The 18,383-nt window shown below is 60.2% G+C and carries 17 protein-coding genes; 5 read left to right on the top strand and 12 right to left on the bottom strand.

The window, feature by feature from the left end; genetic code table 11:
* Positions 1–29: 29 nt before the first annotated feature.
* The 8 genes from ACPF7Z_RS01515 to ACPF7Z_RS01480 are packed head-to-tail and all read right to left on the bottom strand — an operon-like array spanning position 30 to position 8,020.
* Positions 30–1,052: a septal ring lytic transglycosylase RlpA family protein gene (locus ACPF7Z_RS01515; RefSeq protein ID WP_425191389.1), complete on the bottom strand. Its 1,023-nt coding sequence runs from the start codon at positions 1,050–1,052 to the stop codon at positions 30–32.
* Complete coding sequence (gene mltB / locus ACPF7Z_RS01510) at positions 1,049–2,068, bottom strand: lytic murein transglycosylase B (RefSeq protein WP_425191388.1); 1,020 nt, start codon at positions 2,066–2,068, stop codon at positions 1,049–1,051. The genes ACPF7Z_RS01515 and mltB overlap by 4 nt, the downstream gene beginning before the upstream one ends.
* Positions 2,069–2,124: 56 nt before the next feature.
* Entirely contained in the window at positions 2,125–3,264 is a 1,140-nt protein-coding gene (gene rodA / locus ACPF7Z_RS01505) for a rod shape-determining protein RodA (RefSeq protein WP_425191552.1), read from the bottom strand.
* A gap of 4 nt (positions 3,265–3,268) precedes the next feature.
* Positions 3,269–5,152, bottom strand: coding sequence for a penicillin-binding protein 2 (gene mrdA / locus ACPF7Z_RS01500; RefSeq protein WP_425191387.1), 1,884 nt, complete (start codon positions 5,150–5,152; stop codon positions 3,269–3,271).
* 46 nt (positions 5,153–5,198) lie between these two features.
* Positions 5,199–5,666, bottom strand: coding sequence for a 23S rRNA (pseudouridine(1915)-N(3))-methyltransferase RlmH (gene rlmH / locus ACPF7Z_RS01495; RefSeq protein WP_425191386.1), 468 nt, complete (start codon positions 5,664–5,666; stop codon positions 5,199–5,201).
* Positions 5,663–6,025, bottom strand: a complete 363-nt coding sequence (gene rsfS / locus ACPF7Z_RS01490) for a ribosome silencing factor (protein WP_425191385.1) — start codon at positions 6,023–6,025, stop codon at positions 5,663–5,665. The genes rlmH and rsfS overlap by 4 nt, the downstream gene beginning before the upstream one ends.
* A gap of 56 nt (positions 6,026–6,081) precedes the next feature.
* Entirely contained in the window at positions 6,082–6,750 is a 669-nt protein-coding gene (nadD, locus tag ACPF7Z_RS01485) for a nicotinate-nucleotide adenylyltransferase (protein ID WP_425191384.1), read from the bottom strand.
* Positions 6,737–8,020: a glutamate-5-semialdehyde dehydrogenase gene (locus ACPF7Z_RS01480; protein WP_425191383.1), complete on the bottom strand. Its 1,284-nt coding sequence runs from the start codon at positions 8,018–8,020 to the stop codon at positions 6,737–6,739. The genes nadD and ACPF7Z_RS01480 overlap by 14 nt, the downstream gene beginning before the upstream one ends.
* Positions 8,021–8,167: 147 nt before the next feature.
* On the opposite strand from ACPF7Z_RS01480, the gene ACPF7Z_RS01475 reads away from it, so the two are divergent.
* Genes ACPF7Z_RS01475 through ACPF7Z_RS01465 form a run of 3 tightly spaced genes read left to right on the top strand, consistent with a single transcriptional unit; the run spans position 8,168 to position 11,381 of the window.
* Positions 8,168–9,028 (top strand): hypothetical protein, encoded by an 861-nt coding sequence (locus ACPF7Z_RS01475; protein WP_425191382.1) that lies wholly within the window; start codon positions 8,168–8,170, stop codon positions 9,026–9,028.
* The gene (locus ACPF7Z_RS01470; protein WP_425191381.1) at positions 9,028–9,978 is read left to right on the top strand and encodes a diguanylate cyclase domain-containing protein; all 951 of its coding nucleotides are present in this window, start codon (positions 9,028–9,030) and stop codon (positions 9,976–9,978) included. The genes ACPF7Z_RS01475 and ACPF7Z_RS01470 overlap by 1 nt, the downstream gene beginning before the upstream one ends.
* Positions 9,975–11,381 carry a bifunctional DedA family/phosphatase PAP2 family protein gene (locus tag ACPF7Z_RS01465; protein WP_425191380.1) on the top strand — a complete coding sequence of 469 codons (1,407 nt, stop codon included), beginning with the start codon at positions 9,975–9,977 and terminating at the stop codon, positions 11,379–11,381. Before ACPF7Z_RS01470 ends, ACPF7Z_RS01465 begins: the two co-directional genes overlap by 4 nt.
* A 235-nt stretch (positions 11,382–11,616) precedes the next feature.
* Here the strand turns inward: ACPF7Z_RS01465 and ACPF7Z_RS01460 are convergent, their stop codons facing one another.
* From ACPF7Z_RS01460 to mpl, 3 genes are read right to left on the bottom strand one after another with little or no spacing between them, the layout of a single operon-like run.
* Positions 11,617–12,240: a LysE family translocator gene (locus ACPF7Z_RS01460; protein WP_425191379.1), complete on the bottom strand. Its 624-nt coding sequence runs from the start codon at positions 12,238–12,240 to the stop codon at positions 11,617–11,619.
* 18 nt (positions 12,241–12,258) lie between these two features.
* Positions 12,259–12,885 carry a flavin prenyltransferase UbiX gene (locus ACPF7Z_RS01455; protein WP_425191378.1) on the bottom strand — a complete coding sequence of 209 codons (627 nt, stop codon included), beginning with the start codon at positions 12,883–12,885 and terminating at the stop codon, positions 12,259–12,261.
* A complete protein-coding gene (gene mpl, locus ACPF7Z_RS01450; RefSeq protein WP_425191377.1) occupies positions 12,878–14,245 on the bottom strand; it encodes a UDP-N-acetylmuramate:L-alanyl-gamma-D-glutamyl-meso-diaminopimelate ligase in 1,368 nt (455 codons plus the stop codon). Before mpl ends, ACPF7Z_RS01455 begins: the two co-directional genes overlap by 8 nt.
* A gap of 196 nt (positions 14,246–14,441) precedes the next feature.
* Here mpl and ACPF7Z_RS01445 point away from each other — a divergent pair, with 196 nt between their 5' ends.
* A complete protein-coding gene (locus tag ACPF7Z_RS01445; protein ID WP_425191376.1) occupies positions 14,442–15,698 on the top strand; it encodes a 6-phosphofructokinase in 1,257 nt (418 codons plus the stop codon).
* Between the two features lie 46 nt (positions 15,699–15,744).
* Here ACPF7Z_RS01445 and ACPF7Z_RS01440 read toward each other — a convergent pair whose 3' ends face one another.
* A complete protein-coding gene (locus ACPF7Z_RS01440) occupies positions 15,745–17,499 on the bottom strand; it encodes a protein kinase domain-containing protein (RefSeq protein ID WP_425191375.1) in 1,755 nt (584 codons plus the stop codon).
* Positions 17,500–17,805: 306 nt separating this feature from the next.
* On the opposite strand from ACPF7Z_RS01440, the gene ppa reads away from it, so the two are divergent.
* Complete coding sequence (gene ppa, locus ACPF7Z_RS01435) at positions 17,806–18,336, top strand: inorganic diphosphatase (protein ID WP_425191374.1); 531 nt, start codon at positions 17,806–17,808, stop codon at positions 18,334–18,336.
* Positions 18,337–18,383: the final 47 nt, after the last annotated feature.

The raw sequence follows: 18,383 nt of genomic DNA, 5'->3' as shown, positions 1-18,383 counted from the left end.
CGTGATTCTTGCTGAAGAAAAAATGAGGCTCACTCTTGAGCTCTTATGGTAAAGGCTTGCGCGAAGCCTGCCTGCTCGAGTTCTTTGCGCAGGGCTTCCAATGCAGGTTGATCTTTCACCGGCCCGACCTGGACACGGTGTACACGGCTGTCGCTATCGACCCTCACCGGGCGATCAAGTGTGCTTTGCAATCGCGTACGAAGCGCCTGGGCGCTGGTCGCGGAGCCGAGCGCCGCAACCTGCAGGAAGAGACGTGAGCCACCAATTCCCCTCGTGGCCTGCGTCTCGTTGGAGGACGCGATGCTGGACGCCTTCGGCGCGCCTTGCTTTTGAAGGGCTGGCCCTGGAGAGGCTTGTCCTTGAGAGGAAGGTGATGAGGTTGATGCGGCAACCGTTGGCGCCGGGGACGACCGAGTGACCTGGCGTCGTTCGCCGGGCGGGGCCGTGTTCTGCTGTCGCGCTTGCCAGGCCACCGGATCGATGGCTTCGACGTCCACTCGTCCCGTACCATTACCCAGGATATCCAGACGCGCCGCCGCCGCATAGGAAAGATCGATCAGACGATCGCCATGAAAAGGCCCCCGATCGTTGACCTTGACGATGACCGAGCGTCCGTTGTCGATATTGGTGACTCGCGCATAGGTCGGCAGCGGTAATGAACGATGCGCCGCGGACATCTTGTACATATCGTAGATTTCACCGCTGGCCGTGGCGTAGCCGTGAAACTTCTGGCCATACCAGGAGGCGGTGCCTTGTTTCTCGTAGCCGGTAGAATCCGACAATACATGATAGGTCTTGCCCCATACCTGATAGGTGGGGCGGTTGCCGCTGGCGGATCGGGGCTCGACCCGAGGCACGGCATCGGGCACATCGGAAACGTCTGGAGGCAACTCCGGGTAGGCATCACTGTTCATGGCATAACGCCCACCGCCGCTCTTCGCTGCGGAACTTTTCGTTGCAGAACCTGGGGCACCATCGCCTCTATGACCGCCGCCGGCACACCCTGCCAGGAGCGCAAAGGCCAACCCGGCACACAGCAAACGTCGTATCATACCTCACTCTCCAGGACGTCACGGATGCGCTGAGCCAGGGTGGTCACGGCCATGGCATAAAGATGGCTGTGATTGTAACGCGTGATGACATAGAAATTGTCGTGGCCCAGCAGGTAGCGCATCGAACCATCACGGGTCTCCAGCGATAACGGAATCACCTGGTCCGAATCCTCGAGGACTGCGCCAGCGGTTGGTTCGACACCTTCGCCACGCAAATCACCGACACTCACATAAGGCTTCTGGGTACGGTTGAAATTCACCGCCTTGGGGGGTGTCTTGGGGCCCTTGGCCTCGGTGACGATGGCGCCATCCGTCTTCCAGCCATGCCGGGCGAAGTAATTGCCGACGCTGCCGATTGCATCGACCGGGTTATGCCAAAGATCACGCTTGCCATCGCCGTCGAAGTCCACGGCATAGGCCTGATAACTGGTCGGAATGAATTGTGGAAAACCCATGGCACCGGCGTAGGAGCCCTCCAGGGTCAGTGGATCGACATTCTGCTCACTGGTGATTTCGAGAAATGCCGCCAGCTCACCGCGAAAGAAATCGCCCCGCTTGGGATGATGAAATGCCAGGGTCGCCAGGGAGTCGATGACCCGATGTGTGCCGGTATGACGCCCGTAAAAGGTTTCGACGCCAATGATGGCGGCGATCACTTCCGGCGCGACGCCATACTCGGCCTGAGCCTTGTCGAAGGCTTCCTGGTGTGCCTGGATGAACGCCGCCCCCTCTTCGATGCGTTGCGGCTTGATGAAGATATCCCGATACTCGTGCCATACCAGACGGCGCTCGGCGGCACCGGTCATGGCCTCCAGTACGGCAGGGCGAAACTCGGCCTGGCGCAATGCCAGCTCCAGCCAATCCCGATCGCCCCCACGCGATACCAGTTCGTCGACCAGGGCCTGAGTCTTGGGATTGTGGGCAGGATCGAAGTCTTCTGCAGCCTGAGCGGCTGGGCTGGCGAACATTGCCGTGGCAAGTAACGCGCCCAGTGTCTGGCGAAGGACGGCCTTCATTGTCTAACGACTCCCTATTGCCACTTGCCCGCTCCGCGAGCACGTTGCAGCGCTTGCTAGCGCACCAGCAAGCGACGGTGGCTTTGAATGGACATGAGAATACCGAAACCCGCCAGCAAGGTCACGCTGGAGGTCCCGCCAAAACTGACCAGCGGCAGCGGCACCCCGACTACAGGCAAGATACCACTGACCATACCGATATTGACGAACACGTAAATAAAAAAGGTGAGCGTTATACTACCCGCCACCAGACGCCCGTAAGTATCCTGGGCACTATTGGCGATCACCAGACCGCGGGTCACGATCAACAAGTACAGCGTGAGAATGAGCAGCATGCCGACCAGACCGAACTCCTCTCCCAGCACGGCGATGATGAAATCGGTATGGCGCTCCGGCAAGAATTCCAGTTGCGATTGAGTTCCCTGGGTCCAGCCCTTGCCTTGCACTCCGCCGCTGCCAATGGCGGTGGTGGACTGAATGATGTTCCAGCCGGCGCCCAGCGGGTCACTTTCCGGGTTGAGGAAGGTCAGCACGCGCTGACGCTGATAGGCGTGCATGTTTAGCCATAACAGAGGCAATGCCGCCGCGGCCGCCGCCCCTAGGAAGGCGATGAGACGCCAGGACAGCCCCGCCAGCAACAAGACGAAGATCGCGGCACAGGCGACCAGCAGGGATGTCCCCAGATCCGGCTGCTTGGCGATCAACACCACCGGAGCCCCGATGATCGCGGCACAGATCAGAATATCCTTGATGCGCGGGGGCAAGGGTCGACGATGCAGGTAAGCCGCCACCATCATGGGCATGGCGAGCTTCATCAGCTCCGAAGGCTGGAAGCGGACGACGCCAGGAATGACCAACCAGCGCTGAGCCCCCATGCCGACGTCGCCCATCACTTCAACGGCCACCAGCATCAGAAATCCTGCTGCGTACAGAGGTAGCGACCAGCGATAGAGCGTCCCCGGAGTGAATTGGGCCAGGACCAGCATGGTGACCACCGCAACCCCTAGCCGGGTAGCCTGAGCCATAACCACCGGCAGTCGCTGACCGCTGGCGCTGTAGAGCACTACCAGGCCTGCCAGCATCAGCACGAGCAGCAGCCCCAGTAACCACGGGTCGACATGGATGCGCAGCCACAGACTGCGCCGTCGTCTGATGGTGCTGCCTCGGTTGGGTAATAAAGACTCCTGCAGGGCCATGGTGTCAGGCTTCCTCGCCGGCGACAGAGGACTCATCGGAATCCTCATCCTGTTTCTTGTCCACCAGCCACGCATCCAGCATCTCGCGAGCTAGCGGACCGGCATGACTACTCCCACCGCCGGCGTTTTCGATGATCACGGCGATGGCGATCTCAGGCTTCTCGATCGGGGCAAAGGCAATGAACAGCGCATGATCATGCAACCGCTCCTCGAGCTCAGCGGCGTTGTAGCGTTCATCGTTGGCCAGGGTGAACACCTGAGCCGTGCCCGACTTGCCGGCCATGCGATAGGCCAGATCCTGGCCGGAACGGCGACCGGTGCCCTCGCTACCGGTCATCACATCCTCCATGGCCGTATTGATCAAGTCCCACCACTCTTCCTTCGCCAGTTCGATATCCTGCTTCAGCTTGGGCGGGGTGACCGGTTCACCATCGATGCGTTTGGCTAGATGAGGGGCCACCCAATCACCGCGATTGGCGAGTACCGCCGTGGCGGTCGCCAATTGCAGCGGCGTGGATAGCCAATAGCCCTGGCCGATACCCACGGACAGCGTCTCCCCGGGAAACCAGACCTGACCATAGCGCGAGCGCTTCCACTCATCGGAGGGCATGACACCGCTGGCGGCACCGTAGACATCGTGACTCGTGTCCTCACCGAAACCAAAGCGATGCATGAACTCCGACAACCGCTTGATGCCCAGATCATGAGCCAGGTTATAGAAGTAGGTATCGTTGGAGACCACGATGGCGCGACGCATATCGACGCGACCATGCCCCCACCGCAGCCAGTTATGGTAACGCCGCTCGTGTTCCGGCAATTTGTAGAAACCGGGGTCGTAAACCTTCGTGTTCGGCGTAATGACGCCATTTTCGAGCCCTGCCAGGGCCTCGAAGGGCTTGATCGTCGAGGCCGGTGGGTACTGACCTCGAATTGCACGGTTGTAGAGTGGCAGATCGGGATCGCTGCGCAATGCCTGATAATCACCATGGCTGATGCCGGTGACGAACAGATTGGCGTTGAACCCCGGCGACGAGACCATGGCCAATATCTCGCCGCTGGACGGCTCGATGGCGACGATGGAGCCACGCCGACCGTCGAGCAACTCATACCCCAGTTGCTGCAACTTTTTATCGATGGTCAAGGTAATGTTCTGGCCCGGCACCGGGTCGGTACGTCCCAACTCTCGCAAGACGCGTCCCCGAGCGTTGGTCTCGACCTTGCGCAGCCCCGCCTGGCCATGCAGGACCGCCTCATACTCGCGCTCGACGCCAGTCTTGCCGATGAAGTGCGTACCTGCGTAGTTGCCTTTATCGAGCGTCTTGACCTCTTCCGCGTTGATCCGCCCGACATAACCCAGCACGTGGGACATGATGTCGGTATCGGGATAATAGCGCAGCAACTGCGCCTCGACCTCGATACCCGGCAGGCGATAACGATTGACCGCCAGTTGCGCGATCTGCTCTTCATCTAGATCGCTGAGCAATAGTGCCGATTGGTAGGGTCGCTGACGTTGGCGTGAGCGCGTCTTGAGTGCCGCAACATCCGTATCGGGCAACTCAAGGATATCCACCAGCAGGCCCAGGGTGGCGTCCAGATCGTCTACCCGCTCCGGCACGATGGTCAGGTTGTAGGTGGGGCGATTTTCCGCCAGCAGCTGGCCATTGCGATCCAGCAGCAGTCCGCGCGTGGGTGGCAGGGGTTCGACCCGCACACGGTTCTTGTCGGAACGTGTGATGAAGACCTCGTGCTGAACGATCTGCAGATAGGCCAGGCGCGCCACCAGACCCGCGGACATCAGCACGACCAGTACGATGGCCAACAAGGAACGATTGCGAAAGACGCGAACTTCCTGCTCGGAATCCTTCAGGGTTTCGCGGCGTTTAGGCATGCAAAGGTTTCGTCTCGAAGTAGCAAAGGACAATCATTATTTCGAATTAGCGATGATAAGGGTGACCGACCAGTAGCGTCCAGGCACGATAGAGTTGTTCGCACAGCAACAGACGTACCAGTGGATGTGGAAGCGTCAGGGACGATAGGGACCAGTGCTGTTCGGCCTGGCTGGATAATTGCGGCTCCAGTCCATCCGGCCCGCCCACCAGCAAGGCGACGTCATTACCGCGATGACGCCAGCTATCCGCCTGCTGCGCCAGTTGCTCGGTGGACCAGGGCTGGCCAGTCACTTCCAAAGCGATCCGATGATCGCCCTCACGCAGGCGCTCCCGCATGCGCTGTCCTTCCTGCGCTACGGCGCGTGCCACATCCGCGTTCTTGCCCCGCGTGCCCGGCGCTATCTCGACCACTTCCAGGGAAAAATCCCGCGGTAGGCGCTTGCGGTACTCACTCACCCCCTGCTCTACCCAACTCGGCATGCGCTGACCCACGGCAAGCAGGCGGATCTTCATGCCTGACCCCCACGCACCTCCTCCTCACCGTTGCTGGGTAAATCGGACCATAGTCGTTCGAGATCGTACAGGCGCCGAGCGTCGGGCAGCATGACATGCACGACGACATCCCCCATGTCCACCAACACCCAGTCGGCACCGGCACCGCCCTCGACCCCCAGAGGCCTGATACCGGCCTCCTTGGCTTTTTCGACGACGTTATCGGCCAAGGCGCCCACATGACGAGTCGATGTACCGTTGGCGATCACCATGACGTCGGTCACACTGGTCAATGCGGCTACGTCGAGCTCAGTGATATCCTGGCCCTTGAGCTCTTCCAGGGCCTCTACCGCCAATGTCTTCAATGCTTCGTTTTGCATAGCTCCTCGAGTGTAAGACCACCGTACAAGATCACATTCTACCTTCATGACACCGCTTAACGGTAAAGACTGTGCGATTGAATATAGGTTTCCACAGCGCTTGGCAATAGATAGCGCACGCTAAGGCCCGTCTGTAGACGCCTGCGCAAATCGGTGGCGGAAATATCCATTCGACTGGGTAAACGCAGATGCAGGAGTCGCCCGGCAGAGGTGGCGAACAGACTCGCAATATCCGCCGCTTCGCGCCCCTGGGTCAATGCCTGCAATGCCCGATCCGGCGACGTCGAATGTCCCGGGCGCGCGATCACGACCACATGGGCCAGCTCGAAGAGCCGTTCGGGTTCATGCCACTCGGCGAGCTTGAGAAAGGCATCGACGCCGAGCGCCATCACCAGCCGTGCCTGCTCGCCGAACTCATCGCGCAACGACGCCAGCGTATCGACAGAGTAGGACGCACCCGGGCGACGCTGCTCGCGATCGTCGGCGACCAGCCCCGGGGTCTCACCTATTCCCGCCTTGAGCATCTCGAGGCGCGCCATGCCGGTCACGCCCGGTGCCGCACGATGAGGGGGCACCTGGGCCGGAATCATGTGCACCCGGTCGAGAGCCAGCATTTCGCGCAGTTCGACGGCGCTGCGCAGATGACCGTGATGCACGGGATCGAAGGTCCCCCCCAGCATCGCTATCCGTATGGGGCAAGCCGGGTCAGCCTCAACCGCGTACATGACCATCACCGAGCACGACGTACTTGCGTGTCGTGAGGCCTTCCAGTCCCACGGGACCTCGCGCATGCAGCTTGTTGGTGGAGATACCGATTTCGGCGCCCAAGCCATACTCGAAACCATCGGCGAAACGCGTCGAGGCGTTGACCATCACCGAGCTGGAATCCACCTCCGCCAGGAAACGCCGCGCCAGAGCGAAGGATTCCGTGACGATGGCATCGGTGTGCTGCGAGCCATAGCGCTCGATATGCGCCATGGCGGCGTCGATCCCGTCCACCACACGAATCGCCAGGATCGGCGCCAGATATTCCTCATGCCAGTCATCCTCGCTGGCCGGAGCGATGTTCGGCAGTATCTCGCGGGTACGCTCGCAGCCGCGCAGCTCGACCTGATGGGAAGCATAGGCGTCGGCCAGGCGCGGCAGCAATTGGGCGGCGATCGGGGCATCCAACAATAGCGTCTCGAGCGTATTGCAGGTGCCGTAGCGCTGAGTCTTGGCATTGAGCGCAATGGCCAGGGCCTTGTCGAGATCGGCACTGGCATCGACATACACATGACACACGCCGTCCAGATGCTTGATCACCGGTACTCGCGCTTCCCGAGACACTCGCTCGATTAACGACTTGCCACCTCGAGGTATGATGACGTCGACGTACTCGGGCATCGCGATAAGACGCCCAACCGCCGCTCGCTCCGTCGTCGCCACCACCTGCACCGCGGCCTCGGGGATTCCGGCTTGCGCCAGCCCCTTCGCGATACAGGCGGCAATGGCCGCGTTGCTGCTTTTGGCCTCGGAACCACCGCGCAAGATGCAGGCATTACCCGCTTTGAGGCACAGACTCGCCGCCTCGACCGTCACATTGGGGCGTGATTCGTAGATGATACCGATCACCCCGATAGGAACACGCATCTGACCGACCTGAATACCGCTGGGCCGGGTACGCAAGCCATCGATTTCGCCCACGGGATCGGGCAAGGCAGCAACCTGGGTCACGCCCTCGATCATGGCCTCGATGCGCGCCTCGTTTAACGCAAGTCGATCGAGCATGGCGTCATCGAGACCCTCGGCACGAGCGCGCTCGAGATCCTTGGCATTGGCGTCGAGCAACGCTGGGCGTGATGCCTCGAGCTGGGCAGCGACGGCCATCAGGGCGGCATTCTTGGCCCCCGACTCCAAGCGACGCAACTGAGCACTGGCCTCACGCGCCTGGATACCCAGTGTTTGCATATAGGCTTCGATATCGGCGCTGCCAGACACCTTGTAGTGTGACATGCTGGCAAGGTTCTCCAGGTTGTTTGGCGTGGTCAGGAAGCCACGATGGCGTCATGACCCGAATGAAAAGAAAGAGACATATCGTCGTGACGAGGCAGTTATCGTACAGTATCCCCCATCACGAAATGGAATGCATGATAAGGCACCATGGAGAGCAAGTTCAAAGAAGGGCTTTATCGCCTTACCCTGCTGTTTGCCGCAGCGACGCTGATGTTATTGGCGACCACGTCTCAAGGCGCTGTATCCCGGGCAATATTGAGTGTCGTCGGCCTCGGACTAGGCATCGCCGCACTGGAACGCAAACGCTCGTTCGTGCTCCCGGGCGCCTTGGTGCCACTACTGCTTGGCGTGACCTTGACACTACTTCTATGGCTGGCGCCGGAGCGCCATATGCCGTGGCTGTGGGCCTGGGCAGTCGTATTGATTCTGCCCCAGCCTCCGTGGATGTGGTTACTCCAAGGTGTCCTGGCCCTCTCCTGCTGGTGGCAGGTAGCAGCGTTGATCAATATCGAGCAGACGCTGTTGGCAGGCATCCTGTTGATGACGCTGATGGCCATGGGGCTTGCTCGCAGCCTGAGCGAACCGCCGCTTCAGCCTGGGTTGCCACGTCGGGCGCGACTATTGTCCAGCCGTCCATTGCACTCGGGGCGTCAACTGGCTCTGGAACTACCATTTGAAACGACCCGCTGCGGCCGTGAGAACAGCTATGGCGAATTACTTCTGCTGCGCTGCTCATGGCGCGATCAACAGGCCACGCTGAATGCGCTCATCGCTGCTACCCGAAATTATGAAACCTGTTTTCAACTCGACAACCGCACCCTGGCAGCCTTGATGATCAGTCGTGACATCGAGACCGCGCGCAGGCGGCGTAGTACGCTACTCGAGACACTACCGGCCTCTTGCAGGACTCGCTGCGCCAGTCTGGTGCCATCGCTATTGCTCGAGCCTCAACTCAAGGCACTCGATCAGCAGCAGCGCCCGGTAGTGATACTGGAAGAGAGTGCCTGATGCCTGCTCGACCCGATATGAATTCCTGGCCGTTGCGCCTTGCCCTGTTGGCCTACACCAGCGGTGCACTGCTGCTTTCGGGCTATGCCCTGTGGAATTACCTGATGGGGGCTTATGGCCGCATACTGCTGCCAGCCCTGCTTGCCCTGCTGTTGAGTAGTGCGCTCTTTCTGCGTTCGATCAACCGGGACTACCATCAACTCTGCGCTTATCTGACCCTGATCAGCTGCTATCTATTGATCGCCCTCGAACTGCCAACCCTGGGTGAGTCATCACGACTCTGGCTTGGACTACCACCGATACTGACGCTGTTGCTACTGCCCTTGGGATCGGCGCTATTGCTCAACCTGCTGATGGCGCCGGTTTGGCTGACATTGATCGAACACGAATCACCTCTTCTTGATAACACGCTGTATTACCTGGCACTGATCAGTGTGGCGGCATTGCCTTACTGGCTCAGACGTCAGCGTGAGGTGCTCTTGAGCGCCGCGGACCCCCGAGATGGGCAGTGTGATGCACTGTCGCAAACCGCCTTGCTGGAGCGACTTCATGCCGAGGTCGAGCGCGCTAGAACGATGCAGCGCCCTTTGGCGACTCTGATCATCCACCTGCCGCAATTGGAAATGGCCGACGAGCAGTTCGGCAGTACGCTACTGCACAGCCTGCTGGAACGAATATGCCATACGGTACGCGGCTGCAGCCGTTATCACGATCAGCTAGGGCGTCATCAGACCCAGCTATTCTGGCTGCTGCTTCCCGACACGGGGGAAGCCGGCGCCTTGATCGTCCGTGAACGTCTTCTGCGGGCTCTGGGTCGAGAAGTGTTCGCCGAAACCGGCGCCATCCAGTCGCGCATTCGGGCTTGTCATCTGCAGCCCGGTGAGGATGCCACGCATTTTGAGCAGCGCCTGCTTGCAGAAGGCCTCAAGTTAATGGAGCCGACGCCTTGAGCACGACCGAGTGGCTTCAGAATCTGGCACCATCACCCCAGTGGCTATTATTGTTCATCGCCCTTATTTCGCTGATCGAATCCCTGGCGTTGATCGGTCTGGTGGTCCCCGGCGTGGTACTGATCACCGCCGCTGCCTCGCTGGCCGGGCATTACGACCTGCCGATCGCCCTGGTTCTGCTGTGTGCTTTCCTGGGTGCCGTGATCGGCGACGGTCTGAGCTTTTGGCTCGGCCAGACCCAGCGTCAGCGCATACCCTCGCTATGGCCCTTTCATCAACACCCGGAATGGCTGGAGCGAGGAACGCTGTTCTTTCAGCGCTATGGCGTGCTGTCGGTGCTGATCGGACGTTTTGTCGGCCCGGTACGCCCTCTCGTCCCGATGATCGCCGGCATGATGCACATGCGGACAAGCCTCTTCTTATGGTCCAATCTGGGCTCGGCGCTGCTCTGGGCGCCCGCCTATCTGCTCCCCGGCTATCTGCTCGGTAAAACCTGGCAACAGCTGCTGGACATGCCACCGGGCGGCAAAGGCTGGCTGATCCTGCTGGCCTCTACGGTGCTTGCTCTAGCGCTGATGTTCTCGCTGTTGCGTCATCAATTGGCGCGCGAGGGCTGGATCTATCGTCAACTGGCCTACTCCGCTCGCCGCAGCCGCTGGCAACGTGGGCTGTGGAATGCCCTGCGCTCGTCTCGCCCCAGCGGCGAATTTCCCCTGGCATCGCTGGTTCTGCTATTCATCAGCCTACCGGTCTTGAGTGGCTGGACTCTCTGGGTACTCGAGCAGCAAGGCCCCTTGCCCATGGATCGGAGCCTGCAAGCTCTCATCGATGGCATAGCCTCTCCGGCAATGATTCAGATCGCCGACTGGATGGCCGAAGCCGGCGACACCCTGGGCGTCATCATCCTGATCCTGCCTTGGACGCTATGGCTCCTGTACCGCCGTCACTATGCCGCTCTACTGCATCTATCGGGCGGGCTTGGCGGCATCGCGCTGGCCAACACGCTATTCAAGCACCTGGCAGAACGCGTGCGCCCGGACACCCCGGACTATCTTTCTGGCTCCTTTTCCTATCCCAGTGCGCATACCTCGACCGCGGTGGTGCTTTATGGGTTGGCAGCGGCCTTCGTCGCAGAAACACTCCCTTCCCGGCACCGCGCATTGGCTTATTGGGCCGCCATCATCATCTGCGTCCCCATGGCGTTGTCACGCCTGATCATCGGTGTGCATTGGTTCAGCGACTTGGTAGGCGGGGCCCTGCTCGGGTTGGTGGCCTGCGCCCTGGTGCGCATCAGCTATCATGGCTTCGCCACCCGCCCCCTGGACAAACCACCCTGGAAAGTGCTCAGCTTGATCACAGCAGCCCTGCTGGTGGCCCGTATTTTCTGGCTGCCCCCGGTTTAGCGATGACCTGCTCAACCATGTCCCACTTAGGCTTCGTCTGAAAAGTCAGCGAGCGACGTCTAGCGCTAAGCCCGCTCCTGCGGGCTAATGCATTTCCCACATCCATGTGGGTCACAAAGCAAAAATTGGCGAAAGAGCGGAGTTTACGTGGTGTAAATGAGCATTTTGACCGGGCTGGCGCACCCGACTGATTTCAACACAGCATGGTCGAGCGCAGTAATTTGTAAACACCCTCTCAGCCAAAGGCGAGCCAGACCCCTACGCCAATCATCAAGGTGCCGGCAATACGATTGAGCAGACGCACGTTGCCACCCTTGGCCAGCAGGCGACTCGCGCTACGCCCACCGCCGGCGTAAAGCAGCAAACAGAGCAGCTCGATCGATAGAATCATCGCAACCAGCGCGGCCAATTGCGGCGCCAACGGCATGGAGGGATCAAGAAAAGGGGGCAATAGCGCGATGAAGAATGCCCACCCCTTGGGATTGGCAATGGCGGTAACGAAGCCTTGCGTCAGCAAATGCAGGCGCGACACATCGGCTCGTTCACCGGGCTCCAGAGGTATCGCCATACGACCGCGAGAACGCCACATCATGACACCGAGATAGGCCAGATAAGCACCGCCAAGCCCCTTGAAGAGCGCAAACAGGGCCGGCTGACGAAGCATCAGCGTGGCCACACCGGCACCGGCGGCAAGCGCTACCAATCCCACCCCGGTCAGCTCGCCGAGCATCATCCAGAGTGCGCGCTTCACGCCCACCGTCATGCCCAGCACCATGGACAGCGTCATGCACATGCCCGGAGTCAGCGACACCATGAAGAAGGTAGGAATGAAGACCGACAGCAACGATAGATTGATCACCCGAGCACTCTCATCCCGCTATTCCCCCCAGCGTGGCATCAGATGGTGCTCGACTCCCAACTGATTGAGAATGCGGGCAACGATGAAATCGATCAGATCGTCGATACTGTTCGGCTGATGGTAGAAGCCGGGCGCTGCGGGCAGAATGGTGACGCCCAGACGCGCCAGTGTCAGCATGTGTTCGAGATGAATCGCGGAGAACGGGGCTTCCCGGAGGACCAGAACCAACCGTCGACGCTCCTTCAAGGCCACATCCGCGGCCCGCTCGATCAGGTTGTTGCTGGCCCCGGTCGCCACCGCCGAGAGCGTGCCGGTGGAGCATGGGCAAACGACCATGGCAGCGCCGGCGCCAGAGCCTGAGGCCACCGGCGCCATCCAATCTTCCCGGGCGAAACATCGAATCTGGCGCGGGGCCGCCCCACTGCGCCGACTCAAGGCCTCGGCAAGTTTGTCCGGCTGCGCCGGCAGTTTTTCCGTGGTCTCGGTGGCGATGACCATATGCGCCGCCTTGGAGACCATCACCCAGACCTCATGCCCCGACGCGACCAGGCAATCGATCAGGCGCAGACCGTACTGCGCTCCCGAAGCACCGGTCAGCGCGACCGTGATCGGTGTGTTGAAGGCTGGGGGGGCCGTCTCACCCATGGACGGCCTCGAGGGCGGTCAGCAGTTTCTCGTGAATCCCCCCAAAACCGCCGTTGGACATGATGACGATACGGTCATTACGTCGCGCCTGCTCGACGAGCGTCGCGACGAGAGTATCGATATCGTCCACCCGAGCGGCGGGCACCGGACTAGCCGCCAGCACCTCGCCCAGCGACCAATCGAGCCCCGGCGGCTGATACCACCAGACCCCATCCGCTGCGGCAACGCTCTCCGCCAGGCGACCCTTCAAGGTGCCCAGACGCATGGTATTGGAACGCGGCTCGATCACCGCTAACAAACGTCCCGAGGTCGTGGCAGCCCGCAACCCCTCGAGGGTTCCGGCAATCGCGGTCGGATGATGGGCAAAGTCGTCGATGACCTGAATACCACCGATCTCACCGCGCACTTCCTGGCGACGGCGCGGCGTCTCGAAACGCGCCAGCGCCGCACAACCTCGAGCCAGATCGACACCGCAGGCTGCTGCTGCCGCCAATGCACCCAGAGCATTGCGCGCATTGTGCTCGCCGGTCATCGACCAATCGACGACGGCATCCTCGCCGGCATGAATGACTCGAAACCGGCTGGCATCATCCCGCTCCAGCACTAGACGCCAGGCGCTTTCATTCTGCCGACCAAAATACTCGACCGGGCTCCAGCAGCCCATCTCGAGCACCCGGATCAGCGCCGGCTCTCCATCCGCCACCAGCAGCCGTCCGGTCGAGGGCACCGTGCGCACCAGATGATGGAACTGGCGTTCAATTGCCGCCAGATCGGGAAAGATATCCGCGTGATCGAATTCGAGATTATTGAGCACCGCCACATCCGGACGGTAGTGAACGAACTTCGAACGCTTATCGAAGAAGGCGGTATCGTATTCATCCGCCTCCACCACGAAAGGCCCCTCGATGTCTCCCAGACGGGCCGAAACACCAAAATTACGCGGCACACCGCCGATCAGAAAACCGGGGCTCTGGCCGGCGCTTTCGAGTAGCCAGGCCAGCAGACTGGCGGTGGTGGTCTTGCCATGGGTACCCGCCACGGCGATGACATGACGTCCCGGCAACACGTGCTCCGCCAGCCATTGCGGCCCGGAGGTATAAGGCAGCTTGGCATCGAGCACCGCCTCGACTTCGGCATTGCCCCGCGACATTGCATTACCCACCACGACCAGATCAGGACTCGGGATGAGATTCTCGGAGCGGTAGCCGTCGCAAAGTCGAATGCCCGCCTCTTCGAGCTGTGTACTCATGGGCGGATAGACATTGGCATCCGAGCCGCTGACATGATGCCCGAGCTCTCGCGCCAGCAGCGCCAGACTCCCCATGAAGGTGCCGCAGATACCCAGAATGTGGATGTGCATCTTATCCCCAGGCGTTCAGATGACTCGATAAAGGGGTCGAGTCAGTAAAACAGACGAAAGTTGTATCAGCGCGTGAGCCTAGCATGGCCCCCTGTCACTCGCCAGACACCAACAGGATCATTCCATCAGCACCGTGCAGCCAGAAGCGCTTTCGACTATGATGGCCGTCGATTTCTCAGGAGCAAAGGAAGCCCCAATGGCTCAGCAAAATGCTTTCTACGCCCAGTCTGGCGGTGTCACCGCAGTGATCAATGCCAGTGCCTGTGGTGTCGCCGAGGCGTGTCGCAACTCGGATCAAATCGGCAAACTCTATGCCGGACGCAATGGCATCATCGGCGCCCTCACCGAAGATCTGATCGATGTTTCCCAGGAGTCCGATGAGGCCATCACCGCTCTGCGTCACACCCCGGGCGGGGCTTTCGGCTCCTGTCGCTACAAGCTCAAGGACATCGAAAGTCATCGTGCCCAGTACGAACGGCTGATCGAGGTCTTCAAGGCCCACGATATCGGTTACTTCTTTTACAACGGCGGTGGCGACAGTGCGGATACCTGCCTCAAGGTTTCCCAGCTTTCAGAGAAACTCGGCTACCCGTTGACTGCCATTCACGTGCCCAAGACCGTGGACAACGATCTACCCATCACGGACAACTCCCCGGGCTTTGGCAGCGTGGCCAAGTATATCGCCACTTCGACTCTCGAAGCGTCGCTGGACATCGCCTCGATGTGTGCCACTTCCACCAAGGTGTTCGTGCTGGAGGTGATGGGCCGTCACGCGGGCTGGATCGCCGCAGCCGGGGCACTGGCCGGTAGCGGGGAAGGCGAGCCGCCCCATCTGGTGATTTTCCCGGAAATCGCCTTCGATCGCCAAGCGGTCATGGCCCGGGTCGAGGAATCGGTCAAGCGCTATGGCTATTGCGTCATCGTGGTATCCGAAGGCGCGCGTTACGAGGATGGCACCTTCCTGGCGGATGCCGGCAATACGGATGCCTTCGGTCATCGCCAGCTGGGCGGCGTGGCACCGACTCTGGCGGGCATGGTCAAGCAGGATCTGGGTTACAAGTATCATTGGGCGGTGGCCGACTATCTGCAACGCGCCGCGCGTCACCTGGCCTCCAAGACCGATGTGGAGCAGGCCTATGCAGTAGGCCAGAAGGCGGTCGAACTGGCGCTTGCGGGACAAAACGCCATGATGCCCGCGATCAAGCGCGTCAGTGAAGATCCCTATGAATGGAAAATCGAGCCGGCACCGCTGGCCGAGGTGGCCAATCAGGAAAAATTCATGCCCCGGGACTTCATCCGTGAGGACGGCTTCGGCATCACCGACACCTGCCGACGCTATCTGTTACCGCTGATACAGGGTGAGGATTTCCCCCCCTTCGACGATGGCCTGCCTCGAGTGGCCAAGCTGAAGCTGGCGAGAGTGGAACGCAAGTTGCCCGAGTTCAAACTTTAAACGACGCTTTCGACGCCCCTCTATCGGGGCGTCGATGTTTTCCGCCCTACTTCCATAACCAGGACAGCACCACCAACAACAGCAACCCTCCCGCGATCCATTGCCAGCGCTTGGCAGGTGAGCGCAGTGCGTGTATATGCGCCGGTAAGTCGGTCGTCAGCTTGCGCGGATCGCGCAGCGAGTAGACGAATTCGGAAAGGCGCCGAAAGCGCAGCGCGCGCTGAGGGTCGAGTGCACGTTGCAGTGCGCCATCGAGCTCCAGCGACACCTCGGGATTGTACATCCGCACACTACGATAAACCATCTGATCCAATTCGGTATGACTGCGCAATTGGCGAGGTTCAAGCGTATAAGGCAGCTCCCCGGTCAGTAGCCAATAGATCGTCGACGCCAGCGCATACTGATCGCTGCGGCGGCCAACATCGATATCCAACGCATACTCCGGCGCGCTATGCTCGTTGAGCCCGACTTGACGTGCCAGTTCTTGCGCACCGCGATGACCATCCCCTTCGCGCCGATGACAGGCACTGAAATCCGCCAGAACCACCTGCCCGTGAGTATCAATGAGAATATTGTCGGGGTGAATTCGCTGATGCAGTACCTCACGCCGATGTAGCGCCTGCACCCCTTTGACGAGTTGCCTGGCGATATCCAGCCGTTGCCCAAGACTGGCCCGGGGATGGTGTTGCACCCAGTAGGTCAGCGTATTGCCCTTCACGAAAGCCATCAGATAATAAAGGTAACGACGAGGACGTGAGCGTTCCACTGTCTTGACCACGAAAGGCGAATGGATCCGCTCGACCACCCATTGCTGCAACAGGAAGTGTTCAAGATAGGCGTTGCGACTGGAGAGCTCCGGGCTCGGTGCCTTGAGCACCATCTCACGTTGATTGCGAGCATCGCGTACGCGATAGACCCGGCTCTGGGCCGTGCGGGCCAGTACCGCCTCCACCACAAGACCATCGAGACGATCGCCTATGGCGCACTCTGGAGGCACCGGCAGCGCCCCAAAGCGCTGCAACGGATCGGGACTCTCCTCCGGCAGACGATCGATGCGTACCAGTTGAAAGCAGAACTGATCCGCCCCGTAGCCCCGCTCGGCAGCACGGGCCTGAGCCGCCGCGGCAAGCCGCTCACAGGCGGCATCGAGGTTGCTGACATCGGTGCGGATTAATTGCATGTAATCCGAAGGCATCAAGGTGCCGCTCACCGCTTGGGTGGTAAATAGAAAAAGATCGCCTTGCTTGAGCGACGTATGCCGGTAGTCGATATCCAGTTTGCCATCCAGCCCCAGGGCACGAGTCGGATAGCGATAGCCGCCAAGCTCGGTGACATGATCGCGACTAAGTTGCTCGAATTCGGCGCCCCGCAGACGAAACACCAGGGTATCGCCCATGTGAAACAGATGGCCTTCGCTGCCATGCAATACTAGGATCGATAAAGAACTGACGTAGCTGCCCTCTGCGAGATGGCGGCTCTGGCTATGGCTCCAACTGTTCAAGGCGTGTAGCACGCGAGTGACCGAGGTCTTGATGTCCCAGTGCGCCGGCGTCGAATAGTAATCCGCCAGAAAGCCGCGCACACTGAGATCGTCGGCCTGCTCGGCGATCACATTGTGCCGGGTGGAGTCACTGATCACCGCACAGGCGCCCTTGCTGTCCAAGGCGTCATTTTCGGGCAGATTCACGGACATCGAACTGCGATGATGGCGGTGCTCCGGCGCGACAAAGGCCCGGCCGTAGCTCAGGGACAAGGCATGCTTGGCCAAGGTACGTCTCCTCGAATGGCGTTGCGGCGCCATGATACATGCTCGCACCGCTTCAGGATGGGTAGACCAATGGCGGATAAGACCGGATGCTCCGCGAACCGTTCGGATTGGTAATCCCTCCGGTCTGTTCGTATAATTCAGCGAATTTTGCTTGGGAAGCACTGAATAAATCGACGAGCAGCTTCAAGCACAAGGCGCACGGAGCGCAGGAACCAGAGCATATGGGTATATGTGAGGATTCCGACCGGGCTGGCGTACCAGCACCGCGCAACATAGTGATTGAGGTGCGCAGGCATTGATTCAGTGTTTCCCCCACACAGCCAACCGCAAGGACTCGACATGAGCTATAGCAAGATTCCCGCAGGCAAGGAGCTCCCGCATGACATCTATGTCGTGATCGAAATCCCGGCCAATCATGCGCCTATCAAGTACGAGATCGACAAGGACATGGACGCTCTGCTGGTCGATCGCTTCATGACCACGCCCATGTTCTACCCAGCCAACTATGGCTTCATCACCAATACGCTGGCCGATGACGGTGACCCCCTCGATGCCCTCGTGGTCACGCCGTATCCGATCCAGGCGGGCAGCGTGATCCGCGCTCGTCCGGTGGGCATTCTCAATATGACCGACGAAGCCGGTGAAGACGCCAAATTGATCTGCGTTCCCCATAGCAAGCTGGCGCCAGTCTATGACGATGTGCAAGAAGTCACCGATCTGCCCGAACTGCTGCGCCAGCAGATTGCTCACTTTTTCGAGAACTACAAGGATCTCGACAAAGGCAAGTGGGTCAAGGTGGAATCCTGGGATGGGGTTGCCGCCGCTCATGCTGCGATCGAGAAGTCCGTTGCCGCCTACGGCAAACAGTGAACGTCGCACTTCTTTTCGACTGACACCTAAAGGGCCGCTATTCAGCG

Source organism: Halomonas sp. GXIMD04776 (assembly GCF_049808615.1).
GTDB lineage: Bacteria > Pseudomonadota > Gammaproteobacteria > Pseudomonadales > Halomonadaceae > Modicisalibacter.
The sequence above is the reverse complement of the archived record's forward strand: the minus strand, read 5'-3'. Positions and strand labels throughout refer to the sequence as shown.